The 21,072-nt window shown below is 44.3% G+C and carries 11 protein-coding genes; 4 read left to right on the plus strand and 7 right to left on the minus strand.

The annotated features are described in order from the left end of the window. Nucleotides 1-26: 26 nt before the first annotated feature. The 5 genes from FLA_RS17000 to FLA_RS17020 form a co-directional block, all read right to left on the minus strand. The gene (locus FLA_RS17000) at nt 27-6,536 is read right to left on the minus strand and encodes an MBG domain-containing protein (RefSeq protein WP_096511098.1); all 6,510 of its coding nucleotides are present in this window, start codon (nt 6,534-6,536) and stop codon (nt 27-29) included. 55 nt (nt 6,537-6,591) lie between these two features. Beyond that, nucleotides 6,592-7,602 (minus strand): PorP/SprF family type IX secretion system membrane protein, encoded by a 1,011-nt coding sequence (locus tag FLA_RS17005; RefSeq protein WP_076383019.1) that lies wholly within the window; start codon nt 7,600-7,602, stop codon nt 6,592-6,594. 248 nt (nt 7,603-7,850) lie between these two features. Further along, nucleotides 7,851-14,072 (minus strand): MBG domain-containing protein, encoded by a 6,222-nt coding sequence (locus FLA_RS17010; RefSeq protein ID WP_096511100.1) that lies wholly within the window; start codon nt 14,070-14,072, stop codon nt 7,851-7,853. A gap of 59 nt (nt 14,073-14,131) precedes the next feature. Then, nucleotides 14,132-15,085 carry a PorP/SprF family type IX secretion system membrane protein gene (locus FLA_RS17015; RefSeq protein WP_231940277.1) on the minus strand — a complete coding sequence of 318 codons (954 nt, stop codon included), beginning with the start codon at nt 15,083-15,085 and terminating at the stop codon, nt 14,132-14,134. Nucleotides 15,086-15,353: 268 nt separating this feature from the next. Then, complete coding sequence (locus tag FLA_RS17020) at nt 15,354-16,334, minus strand: LuxE/PaaK family acyltransferase (RefSeq protein WP_084206446.1); 981 nt, start codon at nt 16,332-16,334, stop codon at nt 15,354-15,356. A 13-nt stretch (nt 16,335-16,347) separates the two neighbouring features. Here FLA_RS17020 and FLA_RS17025 point away from each other — a divergent pair, with 13 nt between their 5' ends. The 3 genes from FLA_RS17025 (at nt 16,348) to FLA_RS17035 (ending at nt 18,590) form a co-directional block, all read left to right on the plus strand. Further along, nucleotides 16,348-16,791: a hypothetical protein gene (locus tag FLA_RS17025; protein ID WP_076381466.1), complete on the plus strand. Its 444-nt coding sequence runs from the start codon at nt 16,348-16,350 to the stop codon at nt 16,789-16,791. Between the two features lie 79 nt (nt 16,792-16,870). Then, nucleotides 16,871-17,989, plus strand: a complete 1,119-nt coding sequence (locus FLA_RS17030; protein ID WP_076381465.1) for a M42 family metallopeptidase — start codon at nt 16,871-16,873, stop codon at nt 17,987-17,989. 202 nt (nt 17,990-18,191) lie between these two features. Next, nucleotides 18,192-18,590: a response regulator gene (locus FLA_RS17035; RefSeq protein ID WP_076381464.1), complete on the plus strand. Its 399-nt coding sequence runs from the start codon at nt 18,192-18,194 to the stop codon at nt 18,588-18,590. Here FLA_RS17035 and FLA_RS17040 read toward each other — a convergent pair. Beyond that, nucleotides 18,576-18,899, minus strand: a complete 324-nt coding sequence (locus FLA_RS17040; protein ID WP_076381463.1) for a hypothetical protein — start codon at nt 18,897-18,899, stop codon at nt 18,576-18,578. The two genes, FLA_RS17035 and FLA_RS17040, sit on opposite strands and share 15 nt — an antisense overlap. 217 nt (nt 18,900-19,116) lie before the next feature. On the opposite strand from FLA_RS17040, the gene FLA_RS17045 reads away from it, so the two are divergent. Continuing rightward, on the plus strand, nt 19,117-19,614 hold the full coding sequence (locus FLA_RS17045; RefSeq protein WP_076381462.1) for a hypothetical protein: 498 nt from the start codon (nt 19,117-19,119) through the stop codon (nt 19,612-19,614). Here FLA_RS17045 and FLA_RS17050 read toward each other — a convergent pair. After that, the gene (locus tag FLA_RS17050; protein ID WP_076381461.1) at nt 19,611-21,023 is read right to left on the minus strand and encodes an MATE family efflux transporter; all 1,413 of its coding nucleotides are present in this window, start codon (nt 21,021-21,023) and stop codon (nt 19,611-19,613) included. The genes FLA_RS17045 and FLA_RS17050 overlap by 4 nt on opposite strands. Between the last annotated feature and the right edge of the window lie 49 nt (nt 21,024-21,072).

The raw sequence follows: 21,072 nt of genomic DNA on the forward strand, positions 1-21,072 counted from the left end.
CCTTGGATATCATCAGTTACTGAAAACTATCGGAGCAATGTAACAGAACCTTGCCTGTGGAAAGCCTTACCGTTGTTGTCAACAGCTTCAGCAGTCCATACATAAGTGGCCAGCGGTTGCAGTTCGCCATTTACGCGACCATCCCATCCCTGTGCAGGATCTGATGATTCAAATACCTTTTTACCCCAGCGGTTAAACACCCGGAAATAACGCAATTTGATATTACCTCTCAGATTAGGCAATAACAGATCGTTTTGGCCATCGCCGTTAGGAGTAAACACATTAGGCACTAATACATCATTGGAAATAAACACATTCACTAACAAGGTATCTGCTGTAACACAACCAGAAGGGAAACTCATTTGAATGGTGTATTGCTGAGTTTCATTTAAGGTAGTTACCGGATTGTAAATAGCCGTGTTAGATAAGCCTGTACCTGGCAACCAGGTATAGCTGGCATTAGTTAAAGAACGTGCGGCCAACTGTGTAGGCAGGGCAGCGGAAGTATTTACCGTTGCCAAACGCACACTGGCTACAGGTGCTTCTACTGCTATGCTTTTAGTAACCGTAGCTACCAATGCAGGACATGCTGTCGGCGTTACTGTTAAAGCCGTAGTAAAACTACCTGCCGCAGCATAAGTAAACTGTGTATTAGCAGCTGTGCTGGTTTGTCCATCGCCACTATTCCAGGTGTAGGCTACCGTTCCGCTGGTGCTCACATCCGATGCATTGGTAAAGGCAACCGGTGTACCTGCACACCAGGTATCAAAGCTGAACGCTGGTGAGGGAGCCAGTAAACGGGTAAGAGTGATGCTATTGTTTGTGTTATTTACGCAACCATAAGCATCTGTAACTTTTGCGGCATAGGCACCTGTTTTGGCTGCATCCAGCTGGGCAGCAGACTGACCGGTGATTACTTCGCTATCCAGGTACCATTCGTAAGTGTAGTTACCTGAAGCGGTTAATGCCAGCGTATCATTGACACCACACAATATCGTACCTTCTGTTGCACTGATAGTGCTTACAGGCAGTGCGCGAACAGTTAAGGTACCATCGGAATAAGAAATGGCATAGTTGCTACCTGCTGCACCAGATGCCGCAATGTTGTAGCCACCTGCTACCGACTGTGCATTGGCAGCGCTGGCAGCCGTTGCTTCTGATGTAAGTACGGCTTGGGTTTCATTATTCACAAAACCATTGTAGCTAATGCGGAACACCGGGTTGGCAATACCATAACAACGGGCGGTATCGTTGGCAGTTACCATCAAAGCCGCTTTATTTACGGTAAGCTTACCATTGGTGTAGCTGATAGTATAGTTATCAGCGCTTACACCGGAAGGTACAATTGTGTAATCACCGCTGTTTACAGCTCCCTGTGCCGAGCCGCTGTAGATAACAGTACCGGTTAACACAGTAGCATCTTCATTATTGACAAAACCGGTATATATCAATCCATTACCATTATTAAATGCAAGGCCATCGTAGGTTTTTACCGTATCACGGGCAGTTACTTCTAATGCGGCTTTATTAATAGTAAGCGTTCCATTCGCATAGGTAATGCTGTAATTATCAGCTACTAGTCCATCCGGAACAATCGTATATGTATTTACGTTGGTAGCCCCTTGTGAGGTACCAGTGTACGTAACTGCGCCGGTTAAAGCAGCAGTAGAGTCTTCATTGTTTACAAAACCACTATAGCTAACACCGTTGCCATTGCTGAATGCCAGGCCATCGTATACTTTAGTGCTGTCTTTGGCTGTAATAGTTAAAGCAGCCTTGCCCACGGTTAAAGTACCATTCGCATAAGTGATAGCATAGTTGGCGGCAAATAATCCACCGGGTATGATATCGTAGCTGTTTACATTAATGGCTCCCTGCGAGTTACCGGTATAAGATACGGCACCGGTCAAAGCAGCAGTGGAATCTTCACTATGTACAAAACCACTGTAGGCAAGGCCGTTGCCACCAGCAAACGCATTACCATCGTATACTTTGGCAGAATCGGTTGCGGTGATGGTTAAAGCAGCTTTATCAATGGTTAAAGTATCGTTGACATAGCTGATATCGTAGTTACCCGAAGTATAGCCACCCGGTATTATTACATATTTACCGGCATTTACCGCATTTTGAGAAGTACCAGAGTAACTTAAAGTTCCTCCTAATACAGATGCATTATCACCTGTGGCAAAACCGGCATAGTTCACACCATTACCGCCGGCAAAGGCAGTACCATCATACGTTTTAGTAGAATCTTTAGCAGTAACGGTTAAGGCAGCTTTATTAATATCCAGGCTACCGTTATGGTAAGTGATGCTATAGTTGGCAGCAGCTAAACCAGCAGGAATAATGGTATAATCACCGCTATTCACTGCACCTTGTGAAGTGCCACTGTAGGTTACTGCGCCGGTTAAAGCGGCAGTAGAATCTTCATTATTTACAAAACCACTGTAGATAACGCCATTACCGTTGCTGAAAGCAACCCCATCATACGTTTTTACCGAGTCACGTGCAGTTACCTCTAATACAGCTTTATTGATAGCAAGTGTTCCATTCGCGAAAGTGATGCTGTAGTTGTTAGCCACCAGTCCACCAGGAATAATGGTGTACGTGTTTACGTTGGTAGCCCCTTGAGAGGTACCAGCGTAAGTAACTGCGCCGGTTAAAGCAGCAGTAGAGTCTTCATTGTTTACAAAACCACTATAGCTAACACCGTTGCCATTGCTAAAGGCCAATCCATTGTACACTTTAGTGCTGTCTTTGGCTGTAATAGTTAAAGCGGCTTTGCCCACGGTTAAAGTACCTTTCGCATAAGTGATAGCATAGTTGACGGCAGATAATCCACCGGGTATGATATCGTAGCTGTTTACGTTAATGGCTCCCTGCGAGTTACCAGTGTAAGATACGGCACCGGTTAAAGCAGCAGTGGAATCTTCGCTATGCACAAAACCACTGTAGGCCAGGCCGTTGCCACCAGCAAACGCATTACCATCGTATACTTTGGCAGAATCGGTTGCGGTGATGGTTAAAGCAGCTTCATCAATGGTTAAAGTATCGTTGACATAGCTGATATCGTAGTTACCCGAAGTATAGCCACCCGGTGTAATGACATATTTTCCAGCATTTACGGCATTTTGAGAAGTACCGGAATAACTTAAAGTGCCCCCTAATACAGAGGCATTATCGCCTGTGGCAAAACCGGTATAGTTTACTCCATTACCACCGGTAAAGGCTGTGCCATCATATGTTTTAGTAGAATCTTTAGCAGTAACGGTTAATCCTGCTTTGTTAATATCCAGGCTGCCACTATGATAAGTGATGCTATAGTTGGCGGCAGTTAAACCAGCAGGGATAATGGTATAATTACCACTATTCACAGCACCTTGTGAAGTACCACTGTAGGTTACTGCACCGGCTAAAGCGGCAGTGGAATCTTCATTATTTACAAAACCACTGTAGGTAACGCCATTACCATTGCTAAAGGCAGCGCCATTATACGTTTTTACCGAATCACGGGCGGTAACGTCCAATGGTGCCTTGGTAATAGAAAGCGCTCCATTAGCAAAGGTGATGGTATAGTTATTGGCCACCAATCCACCAGGAATAATGGTATATGTGTTTACGTTTTTAGACCCTTGTGAAGTACCAGCGTAAGTAATCGCACCGGTTAAGGCAGCAGTAGAATCTTCATTATTTACAAAACCACTGTAGCTAACACCATTCCCATTGCTAAAGGCCAGGCCATCATACACTTTAGTGCTGTCTTTGGCTGTAACCGTTAAAGCGGCTTTGCCTACTGTTAAAGTTCCTTTTGCATAAGTAATAGCGTAGTTAGCAGCAGATAAGCCACCAGGTACAATATCGTAGCTGTTAACCTGGATAGCTCCCTGGGAGTTACCGGTATAGGCTACTGTTCCGGTTAAGGCAGCTGTAGAATCTTCGCTATGTACAAAACCACTGTAAGCAAGACCATTACCACCGGTAAAGGTTCTACCATCATACACCTTGGTTGAATCGGCTGCAGTGATGGTTAATGCGGCTTTATTAATGGTTAAAGTGTCATTTCCATAGCTAATATCGTAATTGCCGGAAGTATAGCCACCCGGTGTTATTACATATTTTCCAGCATTTACTGCATTTTGCGAAGTACCGGTATAACTTAAAGCACCGCCCAACACAGAAGCATTATCGCCTGTGGCAAAACCGGTATAGTTTACACCATTACCACCAGTAAAGGCAGTGCCATCATATGTTTTAGTAGAATCTTTAGCAGAAACGGTTAACGCGGCTTTATTAATGTCCAGACTACCGTTATGGTAAGTGATGCTATAGTTGGCAGCAGTTAAACCAGCAGGGATAATAGTATAATCACCGCTATTCACTGCGCCTTGTGAAGTGCCACTGTAGGTTACTGCGCCGGTTAAAGCAGCAGCAGAATCTTCATTATTTACAAAACCGAGATACGCCAAACCGTTACCACCACTGAAGGCTGTTCCATCATACACTTTAGTAGTGTCGCTTGCAGTGATTGTTAAGGCTACTTTTTTAATAGTTAAAGCGCCTGGCTGGTAAATAAGGGAGTAATTATCTGCAGACAATCCATTAGGTGAAATAATATAGGTATTGGCATTTACCGCGCCTTGTGCAGAACCAGCATAGCTAAGCGTACCTGTTAAAGCCTGTGCAGAATCTTCATTGTTTACAAAGCCAGTGTAAGAAACGCCATTACCACCATAAAACGCGGCACCGTCATAAAATCGGGTGCTGTCTTTTCCTTTGATGAGTAAAGTAGCTTTAGCTATAGTAAGGGTAAAAGCGGCAGACGCATCAGCATAAGTGGCATTACCCGCCTGTGCGGCAGTTATTTGCACACTACCGGCCTTTTTGATGGTCACCTTCCATTTATTGCCGTCAGCAGCATCCTGGTAAGCTTCAGCTATGGAGTTATCAGCAGAAACATAACTTACCGTTAAACCGGAAGTAGCGGCAAAGTTGGGTGCAAAATCAGCAGCGCCATATGTTTTGGAAATATTGCTGGCATTAATGGACTGCGCCGTTTGCTGCAATTCATAAGCCCCGATATCAATAGTGCCGCCATTAACATAGTTGGATACACGTGCACTACCTGCCAGATCGGTACTGGAAGCACTTAATCCCGGATATAAGGCATTGCTACCCGCATTTTTTAATATGCTTCCGCTTTGCAGTGTATAATTACCATCGACATTTGCTCCATTATTATAGTCAACCGGAAGGGTAAAAGAAGGATCATCACTACCCGATAAATTGTGCGCATTGGCGTCTGCCGCCACGCCCTGCACCAGGCTGTATTTAATGGTAGCACTGCCAATATTGGCAATCCCTGACTGATTGTTATAGATGACGCTGTTATTGATAGTAAGGCCTACACTACTATTATAGATAGCTCCACCCGAAGCACACGAATTACCGACAATAGTAGTGTTCGTAAACTGGCCAATATCATTGGTTATATAAATAGCGCCACCGTTGCTTCCTGCATAATTGCCGGACATTAATACATTGTTAAATACGTTAGTACCGGTACTATACTGCACATAAATACCACCACCACTATTTCCTCCTGTATTGCCTTTTATCTGTACGCCATTGGCAGTAATAGGGCCACCGGTTTGTGAAAAAATACCACCACCATAGCTGTATGCACTATTATTCTGAATCAATGAATTGGTTATTGTAAGCGGGCTTCCCTGATTAAGATAAATACCCGCTCCAAAGCTTGCAGCACATTGCTGAATGGTACAATTGGTTAAAGTAACTGTGTCATTACCGTATACTCCTATTCCTCCGCCAAATTGACCGGCTGTATTACTAGCGATGTACGAATTTTCAAAGGTTACATTGCTACTGAACAGAGCTCCTACGCCCCCACCATAACTACTTGCGTAGTTGTTGGCAACCACCATGTTGCTAAACTTAACCGAAGCCCCATTCAAAAGATGAATACCACCTCCATGTATGCTACTTACATTGTCGCCCTGATCTCCAACCGTAGTACTTCCACTGGCAGAGCCTTCCTGAACAGTAAAGCCATCTACTACCAACGGATCGCTACCGAGCGATCTGTTCCCGAACAGGACGTGGTATACATAATTATAACTTCCAAGATTACCACTTAAAACAGTAGTATTAGAAGAAGTCAGATCCCGTGTTCCCGTACTGCTTTCCGTGCCAGCAAAGTGACCGTATAGTTTTACATTGGGCACCAGGATAAATGATTTGAAATTGTCGACAGAAGAACTACCGCCTATCTTAGTTGTAGGGGTATAGGTACCCGCGGCCACCCATATTTCCTTCACTAAGCCGGGAGTAGTAGCGTTCACCAGCCGGGCGCCTTCCAAAGCGGGGCCCAGTTCGGCTATGGCGTTACCCCAGCTACTGCCGGATAAATTGCCGGATCCGCCCTTTTTTACATACAGTACGCCATTGGCATCGGGCGTTTGAGCAAAACCGGCGGTGATAAATACACTTGATAATATATAGAGTAATAAATGTTTCATTTGTAACAGCTTGGGTTATCAATTAAAAGGGCTGGGAACAAGACAACGCCTGTTCTTAATAATTCACCACACCGCTTCCGGCGCTGGTGGGATTATGTACTTTGCCCATTTTCCACACAAACGATAATTCCAGGCTTTGCACGTTGGCGTAATTCTTCACCCCGGATTGCACAAAATCGTAGGTAAAACCACCTAACCAACGCTTAGCTTCCAGTCCGAAATAAGGATAAAAGGCGTCTCCAAAACGCTCCCATGCCCCCAGGTTTACACTACGCAGCAACTCATCGCCCACACTTATTTTATATACACCACCTAAGGTGTAAATGCTGTTACCGCCCTGCATTTCGCCCAGTACGCTGATATGAATGGAATTATTCACCCCTGTTTTAAACCAGCCGCCCGCCTGCAAAGTGGTTTTGCGTGGCACGTTATACGTAGTGTTTTCATACACCCCTTCTTTGGGTTTGGCTGCATGAAACAAAGCTGCTCCGGCATTCAAACCATAGGTTTCGGTAGTATACCGGTAGGTAATACCCGCGCTTACATCCACATAATTGTTTTTGGCAATGGCAATGGCATCGTTTGCCGGTATATCGCGCTGGAAGCCCATGCTGCCCAGTTGCGATTGAAACTTAAACCGGGTAGGATCGAGTATGCGGTTGGCATAAGTGCCCGTGAGCCCCGCTCCTATGGTGTGACGGCCTGCTTTATCCAACGTGATATGATAAGCGGCCGTTAAAGAGAAATAGTTATTTTTTAAAATACCGCCGTTACTCTGATCGCTGATGACCATACCACCCAGGCCCCAATAGTTGCCTGCGTTGTCAGCAGAACCCAGCCTTTTTTCCAAAGCGGCAGTTACCGTGTAATATGGCTTAATAGATTCGCCCCACCACTGTGAGCGCATGTTAATACCACCCCGCCAGTCCTCTATACCCTGACCTGCTAATGCCGGGTTTAGTGACATAGGAGAAGTAAAATACTGTGAAAAGTGTGGGTCTTGCGCCATCAGGGCTGAGCTGAGGAGAAGGGTGCACCACAAAAGCCTGAACTTTCGTTGTTTCATTGAGTTGTACATTTTTTAAAAGCAGAATCAAGTTGAATTAGGGTGGTGCAACTCACAGGCAAAGCGGCGCAATTTAATGCATATAGGCGTACTTTTCGAATGACTACAGGAAAATACCTGTTTTCCGGTATAAAAAGCTAAGCCTCCTCCTTTCTTACAATCCTTCCGGAAATGGTTAGTGTATATAAAAAAGAAGCTGTTTCCTTTTTGATTAGGAAACAGCTTCTTTTATCCTTACATCATTCAAACTATCGGAGCAACGTAACAGAACCTTGCCTGTGGAAGACATTACCATTGGCATCCACAGCTTCTGCCGCCCACACATAGGTAGCCAGCGGTTGCAGTTCGCCATTCACACGGCCATCCCATCCCTGTGCAGGATCAGATGATTCAAATACCTTTTTACCCCAGCGATTAAATACGCGGAAAAAACGCAATTGGATATTACCCCGCAGGTTGGCAAGTAACAGATCGTTTTGTCCATCGCCGTTAGGAGTAAACACATTGGGAACTAATACATCATTGGCAATAAAAGCAGTTACCAGCAAAGTATCAACTGTAACACAACCAGACGGGAAATCCATTTGTATGGAGTATTCCTGGTTTTCCTTCACTGTAACTACAGGATTGTAAATAGCTGTGTTAGACAAGCCAGTACCTGGCAACCAGGTATAGCTGGCATTGGTGAAAGAACGTGCAGCCAACTGTGTAGGCAAGTAAGCAGTGGTGTTTACCGTTGCCAAACGTACAGGAGCAACAGAAGCTTCTATAGCTATGTTTTTAGTAACCGTAGTTGCCAATACAGGACATGCTGTTGGTATTATTGTTAAGGCGGCAGTATAATTACCTGCCGCAGCATAAGTAAACTGTGTATTAGCGGCTGTGCTGGTTTGCCCATCACCACTATTCCACGTGTAGGTTACCGTTCCGCTGGTGCTCGCATCCGATGCATTGGTAAAGGCAACCGGTGTACCCGCACACCAGGTATCAAAGCTGAACGCTGGTGAGGGAGCCAGTAAACGGATAAGGGTAATGCTGTTGGTTGCGCTGTTTACACAACCGTACATGTCTGTGATTTTTGCGGTATAAGAACCCGTTTTTGCAGCATCCAGCTGAGCAGTAGATTGACCCGTAATTACTAAATTATCCAGATACCATTCGTAAGTGTAATTACCCGAGGCGGTTAATGTCAGTGTATCGTTGCTTCCACACAGTACCGTACCTTCTACGGCACTGATAGTGCTTACCGGCAACGCATGAACCGTTAAGGTGCCATTGGCATAAGAAATAGTGTAGTTATCACCTGCAGCACCCGATGGCTCAATAGTGTAACCACCTGCTACCGACTGAGCATTGGCAATGCTGGCAGCGGTTGCTTCTGATACAAGCACGGCTTTGGTTTCATTATTTACAAAACCATTGTAACTGATGCGGAACACCGGGTTGGTGATACCATAACAGCGGGCGGTATCATTGGCGGTTGCCATCAAAGCGGCTTTGTTTACTGTAAGCTTACCATTTGTATAGCTGATACTATAGTTATCTGCGTTTAAACCGGAAGGAATGATGGCATAGTCGCCACTGTTTACAGATCCCTGTGCCGAACCGCCGTAGCTGACAGTACCGGTTAACACAGTAGCGTCTTCGTTATTTACAAAACCAGAATAGGTTACTCCATTGCCATTGTTAAAGGTAAGGCCATCGTAAGTTTTTACCGTATCGCGGGCAGTTACCTCTAAAACCGCCTTATTGATAGTAAGCGTACCATCAGCATAAACGATGCTATAGTTTTCAGCCACCAGTCCACCGGGCACAATCGTATATGTGTTTACGTTGGTAGCACCTTGTGATGTGCCGGTGTAAGTAACTGCGCCGGTTAAAGCGGCGGTAGAGTCTTCATTGTTTACAAAACCACTGTAGCTAACACCGTTGCCGTTGCTGAATGTCACTCCATCATATACTTTAGTACTGTCTTTAGCTGTAACAGTTAAAGCAGCTTTGCCCACGGTTAAAGTACCTTTTGCATAAGTGATAGCATAGTTGGCGGCTGATAATCCACCGGGTATGATATCGTAGCTGTTTACGTTAATGGCTCCCTGCGAGTTACCGTTATAGAATACCGCTCCGGTTAAAGCAGCAGTGGAATCTTCGCTATGTACAAAACCACTGTAGACAAGGCCGTTGCCACCAGCAAACGCATTACCATCGTATACTTTGGCAGAATCGGTTGCGGTGATGGTTAAAGCAGCTTTATCAATGGTTAAAGTATCGTTGACATAGCTGATATCGTAGTTACCCGAAGTATAGCCACCCGGTGTAATGACATATTTTCCAGCATTTACGGCATTTTGAGAAGTACCGGAATAACTTAAAGTGCCCCCTAATACAGAGGCATTATCGCCTGTGGCAAAACCGGTATAGTTTACTCCATTACCACCGGTAAAGGCTGTGCCATCATATGTTTTAGTAGAATCTTTAGCAGTAACGGTTAATCCTGCTTTGTTAATATCCAGGCTGCCACTATGATAAGTGATGCTATAGTTGGCGGCAGTTAAACCAGCAGGGATAATGGTATAATTACCACTATTTACAGCACCTTGTGAAGTGCCACTGTAGGTTACTGCACCGGCTAAAGCGGCAGCAGAATCTTCATTATTTACAAAACCACTGTAGGTAACGCCATTACCATTGCTAAATGCAGCGCCATTATACGTTTTTACCGAATCACGGGCGGTAACGTCCAATGGTGCCTTGGTAATAGAAAGCGCTCCATTAGCAAAGGTGATGGTATAGTTATTGGCCACCAATCCACCAGGAATAATGGTATATGTGTTTACGTTTTTAGACCCTTGTGAAGTACCAGCGTAAGTAATCGCACCGGTTAAAGCAGCAGTAGAATCTTCATTATTTACAAAACCACTGTAGCTAACACCATTCCCATTGCTAAAGGCCAGGCCATCATACACTTTAGTGCTGTCTTTGGCTGTAATAGTTAAAGCAGCTTTGCCCACGGTTAAAGTACCTTTTGCATAAGTGATAGCATAATTGGTAGCAGACAATCCACCCGGTATAATGTCGTAGCTGCCAGCATTGATGGCTCCCTGCGAATTACCGGTATAGGTTACCAGGCCTTTTAATACCTGTGTAGAATCTTCGCTATTTACAAAGCCTGTGTAAGCAAGGCCATTGCCACCGGTAAAAGCGCCCCCATCATAGGTTTTGATAAAATCATTAGCAGTGACTGTTAAGGGGGCTTTTGTAATAGTAAGATTATTACTATAAAAAGTAATGTTATAATTGGCAGCAGTCAATCCTGAAGGTGTAAGGGAATATGGTCCATAATTAATAGCCCCTTGCGAAGTGCCGCTGTATATTAACGCCCCGGTTAAAGCAGCTGTGGAATCTTCATTGTTCACGAATCCACTATAGGTTACACCGTTGCCACCACTGAAGGCAATACCGTCATAAGTTTTTACCAGAGAACTGGCAGTAATGCTCAACGCCGCCTTGTTGACAGTAAGCATTCCTGACTGGTAGGTGATAGTATAATTCTGTGCTGTTAAATTACCTGGCGTAATAACATATGTGCCTGCATTTTTAGCACCTTGCGCCGATCCGGTATATGTTACTGTACCAGCTAGTGCCTGTGTAGCATCTTCATTATTGACAAACCCGTTATAAGTAATCCCATTCCCTCCGCTGAAAGTGGCACCACTATATACAAAGGCAGTATCTACGGCGGTAACCGTTAAAGCCGCTTTGTTAACAGTAACTGTAAAAGTAGCATTGGTAGCCGCTGCATATGTGGCATTACCTGCCTGGCTGGCTGTAATGGTTGCTACGCCTGCCTTTTTAATAGTGAGTTTAGATTTATTACCATCAGCAGCATCTATAAATGGTTGCACAATGCTGTTATCAGAAGATTGCAGCGTTACCGCCAGTCCTGACGAAGCAAAAGCCACTGGCGCAAAAGCAGTATCACCATAGGTTTTTACAGTATCCGCTACCGTAATGTATTGTCCTGGCAGACCCTGGTGTTCCAATGCTCCCAAATCAATGTTACCACCCGATGCATAATTATATATGCGTGCATTTCCTGCCAGGTCGATAGTTGCAGCATCTACACCGGCATACAAGGCATTGCTGCCTTTATTCATTACAGGACTTATACTTTGCAATGCATAATTACCCGCAGTAGAAGGTGCATTAGCATATGGGGCGGGTGTAACAAATAAGGGGTCTGTTGCACCATCTATAATATTATTAGCAGCATCTGCATTTATTCCCTGCACCAGGCTATAAACAACAGTGTTGGGATCAGAACCGCCTGTGCTGATAATACCATGACTATTACCATACACAATACTATTTGTTACAGCAATGTTGGCTGATTGCGTATAAATAACGCCATTAAAGCTGGAGTTGCCGCTGATTACCGAATTGAGAAAAGAAACAGTATTACCCGTGTTACTGGCTATAACTGCAGCACCTCCGTTAACGTCGGCCTTATTACCCGTAATCTGTACGTTTTTAAATACAGGAGCAACAGAGGATGTCAGATACATGGCACCGCCATTCACTAAAGCACGGTTGCCACTAAATATCACCCTGTCAAAAACAGAGTTATTGCCGGAATGCACGAAAATGGCGCCGCCATAGTTGGCAGTATTATTTTTAAATACCACATCCTGAATGGAAGAATTGACTCCCAGGTATAACATAAGCGCCCCTCCATTGGTGGCTGTGTTGGATATAAATTCAATATTGGCCAATACCGGAGAAGTTGATACCAATTGCATTGCACCACCATAAGCTCCGAGTAACCCAGTACCATTTACTGTTAAGTTCCCATACCTGTTGGCATTTCCTTCAGTAATAGTAAAACCATTCAGTTCGGCAGAGCCTGCTGCACTTACCATAGCTACTACGTGATAAACATTGTCTGTATTAGAGTTAGGCGTACCCAGGTCGCCACTTAAAATACTTTTATTGCCGGTAAGCGAAAGATTGCGGTTAGCCAGAGACGTTTCTGATCCGGCAAAGCCTCCGTATATTTTTACATCCTGCAACAGCAGAAAAGTTTTATCCCTGCTATCTGCAGAAGTAACGGGAGTATATTGCGGATAATAGGTGCCGCCTGCTACCCATATCTGTTTTACCTTACCTGCAACAACAGCATTAATGTCCCTGGCATCATTTAATGCATCACCGAGTTCGCCCATAGCGTTTGCCCAGCTATCGCCTGCACCTGTGGCCCCCTTTTTTACATATATAATACCATCGGCATTAATGCCCCTGCCTTCAATGGCCCCCATATCAATAACACCACCTGACGCATAATTATATACCCGAACGCCACCTGCCAGATCGGTAGTAAAGGCACTAACCCCTGCATATAAGCTGTTGCTGCCCATATCTATCACTGGGCTGTATTTTTGAAGCGAATAATCACCATTAGTGAAAGGAGCGGAACTGTAAGAAGGTGCATTTACAAAATAAGGATTAGTACCCGCCATGTTGTGATTAGTGGCATTTGCCGCACCTCCTTGCAACATACTGTATTGCATAGTGTAACTTCCACTGATAGTCCATACAGGCTGTGAACTTCCATTACCATAAATAATACTGTTGTAGAATAAAGGGGTAGCACTGGATAACGCAAAAGCACCTCCCCAACCTGCTGCGTTATTACCAGCGAGGACCACATTGGTAAATACTGGTGAAGAAGAATAAGCAAACATCGCCCCTCCATTACCCGTACCGGAAATATCGGCAGTATTACCGCTGATGATACTGTTGGTAATACTAGGATTAGAACTGTACCCCATATATACGCCTGCCCCGGCAGTAGCTTTATTGCCACAAATAATTACATTGCTGATAGCAGGTGAAGAGGCATGAAAAACGAAACCTCCACCGGCAATCCGCATCACTGCATTGCCGTTGATGGTTAAGGTATTGGTTTCGCTGCCCGTTGTCGTACATCCCTTCATAATGGTAACACCATCTACCACTGCTGTACCCATATCACCGGAAGCTATAAGTACGTGATAAGCATTATCTGTGTAATCGTCAGCCGTACCAAAATCACCGCTTAATATCGTTTTATTACTGGTGAGCGACAAGCTACGGTTGGTCAATGAAGTTTCTGTTCCGGTAAAACCACCATACAATTTCACATCTTTCACCAAAACAAAAGCCTTGTCCCTGTTATCCGTGCTGGCAAAATCAGCAGCATATAAAGGATAGTAGGTGCCCCCGGCTACCCATATTTGTTTGACGGTACCTGCGGTAGCATCCTTCGCAGCTTTTAAAGCATCGGCCAGTTCGCTTAAAGCATTGCCCCAGCTGCTGCCATTGCCGCCGACCCCTTTTTTAACATATAAAATACCATTGACATCAGGAGTTTGGGAATAGGAAACCTGAAGAAAGGCAAAACAGAAAACAACAATGTATATAAAATTCTTCATTACTTATTTGTACTTAGGTAGAGGTTAAATAGCATTATGGGAATGAGAAACTGTATGGGTTAATAAAGAAACCCGGCGGAAGATGCATTGCTTCCAGTCCCCGCCTTACCCATTTTCCATACAAACGACAATTCCAGGCTTTGCACGCTGGCATAATTTTTAACTCCAGACTGTACAAAATCATAGGTAAAACCACCCAGCCAGCGCTGACCTTCCAATCCGAAATAAGGATAAAAGGCATCTCCGAAACGTTCCCATGCACCCAGGTTTACACTACGCAACAGTTCGTCACCTACACTCAATTTATATACACCGCCAATAGTGTAAATGCTGTTGCCGCCCTGCATTTCGCCCAGCGCGCTGATATGAATGGAATTATTCACCCCTGCTTTAAACCAGCCACCAGCCTGCAAAGTAGTTTTGCGTGGCACCTGATAAGTAGTGTTTTCATATACTCCTTCTTTAGGTTTGGCGACATGAAACAAAGCAGCCCCGGCATGTAAACCATAAGTTTCGGTGGCATATTGATAAGACAGACCGGCACTTACATCGAAATAATTGTTTTTGGCAATAGCAATAGGGTCGTTAGCTGGTATATCGCGTTGAAAGCCCATGCTACCCAATTGCGACTGAAACTTAAACCGGGTAGGATCCAGTATACGATTAGCATAGGTACCGGTAAGTCCTGCTGCCAAAGCGTGACGCCCTGCTTTATCTAAGGTGATATGATAAGCGGCTGTTAAAGAGAAGTAATTATTCTTGAGAATACCTCCATTAGACTGATCACTGATAACCATTCCACCTATACCCCAATAGTTGCCTTTGCTTTCCCGCGATCCCAGTCTTTTTTCCAGAGCGGCGGTTACCGTGTAATAAGGTTTCACCGACTCTCCCCACCACTGCGAACGCATATTAATGCTACCCCGCCAGTCCTCTACAGACTTACCTGTTAAAGCAGGATTTACCGACATGGGGGAAGTAAAATACTGGGAAAAATGTGGGTCTTGCGCCATCAGAGCTGAACTGAGGCTAAGGATGCACCCCAAAAGCATACACTTTCGTTGAATCATTGGATTGGTCAATTTTTTAAAGGCTGTGAAAAGTATGTGGAGTAGATCATAGGCGAAGCGGCGCAAAGTTAATAACATATTGCCTTTTTTTCGAATCAGTATAGAAAATACCTGTTTTCAGGTAGTAATGCAGTTAGAAGTGATAAAAAAGTATACTAAAAAAGGCCCTGGTAAACGTACCAGGGCCTTTTTGCATTTTTCTTACAAAAATTTATATCATCAACAAACTGCAACCACGAATATCGCTGGCATCCATTCTTCCTTTTACTTCAAAACTGCCATCTTCATACACAATGCCCACATCATCGGTAGCAATAAAAGCACAGCTATCCCGATTGGCCAGGTCTATAATATTAATTACCCCCCTTCCAGAGGTTTTTACATGCAGCGGATCTTCTTCATCTCTTACCAGCACTTTCATCCAGGGTTGGCACACATAACGGCCTTCTCCTTTGGAATAAGCCTGACTTAATAGTTCTGTCATACCGTATTCAGAGTGTACCTGTTTTACCCCCAGGCGTTCTGTCAGGTAGCCATGTACTTCCTCGCGGGTTAATTCACGCCTGCGCCCTTTCATTCCTCCGGTTTCCATTACCACGGTATGCTGCAGCTGCATGGTATGGGCTTCGGCAAAATCCAGCAAGCCAAAGGTTACCCCTATCAGCAGTGTTTTCTGACCGCGGGCTTCCAGAGTTTGCAGGGTTTGATACAGCTTATCATACTCATACAAATAAAAGCCACTTTCGGGTATCTGCGATATGTCAATAAAGCGGTTTACCATGTGTACCAGTGAAGAGTTTTTACGCTCCAGGTAAGCAGGTAGCAAGCCAATAACACACCAGTCCTGAATAGCGCCATACTCCCGTTCAAAAGCTACAATAGTGCTTTCCTCGTATAAACTCACCTCTTTTACCAGGTGGCGGCTATTCACCGTTTGCGTGGTGCCACTGCTTTCAAACACCACTTCCGGCTCAAAACTGCCACAAACCACCTCATGTGTTTTAAAGAAGGACACCGGTAAAAAAGGGATTTGCGTTATCGCCTGTATATCATTCGGATGGATACCCAGAATAGAACACCATTGCTGGTACACGGGGTTCTGATTATATTGCCTGATACAAAGTGCTAAAGCAGCATCAGACAATTGAAGGGTATCTGTAAATATGTTATTTGTTTTATCTAAATTTGGCATGAAAGTCAGGAAAATGAAAGCAAAAATATTGATAGTTGGGGTTATAATAAGTGGAATAGTAGTAATAGCCTGCAAAAAGGATGCTTATACCACCAAACCGCAGTTGAAATACAAGTCGGAAAACTCCCGTTTTGTTACCACGGCAAGCACCCTCACCTTTACGCTGGAAGTGACTGACAAAGAAGGCGACATTGTAGAAGACACCATATGGGCCAGTAAACATTCCCTGCATTGCTCGGCACCGGACGACGATCCATATCCCTATTTAATACCCAGTACACTGCCTCAGACAAAAGACCTGAAAGCAGATATTGAATTTACCTTTAGTACTGCTCCTAAATGTGCTTTAGGGTTGGGTAATAATGATGACGACAGTTGCTATTTCAAGTTCTGGATTATTGATAAAGCCAGAAATGTGAGCGACACCGTTTCGTCTCCTTTGATAATTATACGCTAATTTTAGACTGAATTGAATATTGTACTGCGGCAAGTCCGCAGTATTTTTTTATATTCTGTACCGAATAAACAGATAAGCTATGGCAAAAGAAAAAAAAGACGCTACCAAAGAGAAAAGTGTGCTTACCGAAAAATCGCTCCAATTTTTTAAAACTTATATCAACAACGCATCTCCGGTAGGCTTTGAAAGCAGCGGCCAGAAGTTATGGCTGCAATACCTGAAACCTTATATTGATACTCATTTTACCGACCCTTATGGCACTGCTGTGGGAGTTATTAACCCCGACGCTCCTTTTAAAGTAGTGATCGAAGCGCATGCGGATGAAATAAGCTGGTTTGTAAACTATATTAACGACCAGGGCCTTATATACCTGAAACGCAACGGCGGCGTTGACCACCAGATTGCACCTGGTAAAAGAGTATGGATACATGGCAAAAAAGGACCGGTGAAAGCTGTGTTTGGATGGCCTGCTATTCACACCCGATTAAGCAATAACGATAACAAGGAACCACAGCCTAAAGTGGAAAACCTGTTTTTAGATACCGGCGCCCGCAACAAAAAAGAGGTGGAAGACCTGGGTATACATATAGGTTCGGTAGTAACGTATGAAGAAGGCTTTGACGAGCTGGCATACGACTATTACATTGGCCGTGCCTTTGACAACCGCGTAGGTGGTTATATGATTGCTGAGGTAGCACGCCTGTTAAAAGAGAATAAGAAAAAACTGCCGTATGCACTGTATATAGTGAATGCCGTGCAGGAAGAGATAGGTTTGCGTGGTGCAGAAATGATAGCCAGACGCATTAAGCCGAATGTGGCTATTGTTACTGACGTAACCCACGACACCAACACGCCGATGGTAAACAAAATTGTGGAAGGTGATATTATGTGTGGCAAGGGCCCATCGTTAGCTTACGGACCAGCCGTACATAACAAGTTGCTGGACCTGGTGCAGGATGTGGCTAAAGACGCCAATATACCTGTGCAGCTGCGTTCGTTAAGCCGCAGCACCGGTACAGATACCGACAGCTTCGCTTATGCCAACGACGGATGCCCTTCGGTGCTTATATCTATTCCTTTACGTTATATGCACACTACCGTAGAAATGCTGCATAAGCGTGACATAGAAAACACCATACAGCTGATGTATGAAACATTACTGACGCTTACACCTAAAACCAACCTCAGTTACTTTTAACTGACTACATACACACATAGCAAAAGGCCTTCTTTGCATTTCAACAAGCCGTTTACACAGCTTAAAGAAATATAAAGAAGGCCTTTTTTATTAAACTTTGTTTAAATAACAATCCTCGTTGTATAAATGCCGCTTAAAATACACGAGCTTAACTAACTACGTAGTAGCAAATAAATAGCTTTATACTGTTAAAGTCAATGCTATGGATACATTACCCGCTACACGCAAACGCATATTAATAATAGAGGACGATGGTGACGAGTGCGATTTGATGGCACAGCATTTTAGTCCCTATTTTGACATCACCGGCTTTGCAGACAACTATGATAAATTAATAGGTTTGCTTCAGCCTAACCATTTGCCACAGATCATTCTTACCAATTTAAACCTGCCCCGCAAAAATGGGCTGGAAATTTTACAGGAACTAAAAGGCAATAAAGCCTACCAGCAAATTCCCGTTATTATTATGTCTGTTTCGTTCCCTGATTTTTTAAAAATACAGGCAATGCAGCTGGGTGCGAGTGCGTGCGTAGATAAGCCGGAACTATACAACCATTACGAAACATTTTGCAAAAACATTTACCAGTTAACCCTTCAGTAACGCCTGGCTTCCCTTACTTTGTTGCAACAGCAATTGCTGAGGTTGAAAGCTGAGGATAGAATTTAACTGTTGAATGATGTTTAATGAAGCTTCAATAGCAACACCCAGTTCTTTAGCGCGGCCGGTTTCGCCTTTAAACGCTTCGTGCCATGCTTTCCCTAACTTATCAGCTACCGGAAACACTTCTGTTAAAGTTCCGTTTGCCAAACGAATGACGAACTGCTTAAAGTTGGCACATTTAGTAGTTACTGGAAGCTCTGCCCCCTGGTAGTGAATGGTAAACTCTCTTGGTAGATTTTCGGGATTCATAGATCTGTACGATTGTTTTAATTGTATGTATAATAATGCGAGAGATGCTGATAATATAAAAAAACCATGCCAGCACAAGCAGGACTAAACATATTTGCGTAATTCGAAACTGTCTGCTATATTTACGTAAATCCACTCCTACGATTTAGCCAATCACAAATTCCAATCTCCTCCGGAAACCAGTAAATATATTTATTCACTGTTATTGGACTGCTATATGCTGCAAACACCCTTAACCGGTATTTATTACCGTATGAAAGAGAATGCTGTTGTTACCTGTGACTTTCATAACTTCCAAGCCACACTTACCAATAAACGTTTGATAATCAACCGTCAGGAACAGTCAGAGAGTATTATGCTTTCCGCTATACGTGCAGTTACTATTTATGATGATTACGAACAATACCGCGTTCGCAAAACAGCTTTTATACATCGCAGAAAACGGTTGCACCGGGTAGTGGGCGCTATTACATTAGCAGCTGCGGGCATCGCTTTATTTCCCGCTTTTTGGTTTATAAGCTTTATGATAGGTGCTATAACAGGCTATGTGCTGAGTAGTTTTTTACCCATAAAAACTTCGGGTGTTGCCATGCCTTCCCTACTATTAATTATACAATCCACACAAACAAAAGAATATGCCTTTGACCAGGTCAAAGGCATGAGTATTAATAATATTGCGAAGTTTATGCTGTGTATGGAAGAAGCCCTTACCTAAACTTTTACCAGCTTCCATTTGCCACGCATAAAGAACACTAACGCCAGCACTGTAATAAGGCTTTCGGCAGCAGGGATGGCTATAAACACCCCTGTTGCACCCAGGCTGGTATGTTGCGACAAAGTGAACGCCAGTGGTATCTGAACCAACCAGAACCCCACTATATTAATAATAGTAGGCGTGCGGGTATCACCTGCACCATTTAAGGCACTGATCAGCACCATTCCCACCCCATAGAACAGATAGCCCATGCTCACAATGCTAAGCGCATGAATAGCAGTAGCTTCTGCCTGTATATCTTTATTAATAAAGCGAACAATAGCTGGTCCGCAAGTCCGGAAAAAAGCAGTCACCAGCAACATAAACACGCCGTTAATAATAGCTGCCTTCCACACACTTTGCTCTGCCCGCTTTGGTTGTTGTGCGCCCAGGTTTTGCCCCACCAGGGTGGCGGCTGCATTGCTTAGCCCCCAGGCTGGCAGCAGAAAAAACATAAGGATGCGTAACGACACCTGGTAACCTGCCAATACAGCTTCGCCCGAACCGGCTACCAGCCGGGCCAGTAGTATCCAGCTGGCAGAACCTATTAAAAACTGCAGGGTGCCCGTGTAAGCAATGCTTATTACAGATTTGATTAAGGCCCCATCCGGCAAAAAATACTGTTTTTTCATCCTCAGCTGCCCTTTTCCCCTGGCCAGATGCCAGCATTGGTACAATACGCCCGTACCACGTCCAATGGTGGTAGCGATAGCCGCTCCGGTTAATCCTAATTGCGGAAAAGGCCCCCAGCCATTGATAAGCATAGGGCATAATATAATGTTTAACAGGTTGGCCAACCACAAACTCTTCATGGCAATAGCGGCATTACCCGCCCCGCGGAATATACCATTAATTAAAAACAGCAGCATAATAACCAGGTTGCCACCAAACAGCACACGCGCATACGGTGTACCTTCCTGTATAATAGCACTACCCGCCCCCATCATACGTAATATATCCCCGGCCCGGCAAATACCTGCCACACTTACCAGCAAACTAATAACGGATGCCACCAATATAGATTGAGCCCCCGATCGGGCTGCCGCATCGGGATCTTTTTCACCAATACGACGCGCTACAATAGCAGTAGCGGCCATGCTTAACCCTACTGCCACAGAATAAATAAGAGTAGAAACAGACTCTACCAGCCCCACCGTGGCCACAGCGGCATTACCCAGTTTGCCCACAAAGAAAATATCCACCACTGCAAAAACCGATTCCATCATCATTTCCAGTATCATGGGAATGGCTAACAGAAATACAGCCCTGGTAATATTTCCCTGGGTAAAATCCTGTTCGCCCCCACGGATAGATAATTGAATAAAATTCACGATACGCTCCAGGCGTGTACGAGCACTACTAGTTGTCATTTGTATAAAAGAGTTCAGTTACAATAAAAGGATTACTTACAGCCCTGAA

Origin of the sequence: Filimonas lacunae (assembly GCF_002355595.1) — a bacterium.
Classification (GTDB): domain Bacteria; phylum Bacteroidota; class Bacteroidia; order Chitinophagales; family Chitinophagaceae; genus Filimonas; species Filimonas lacunae.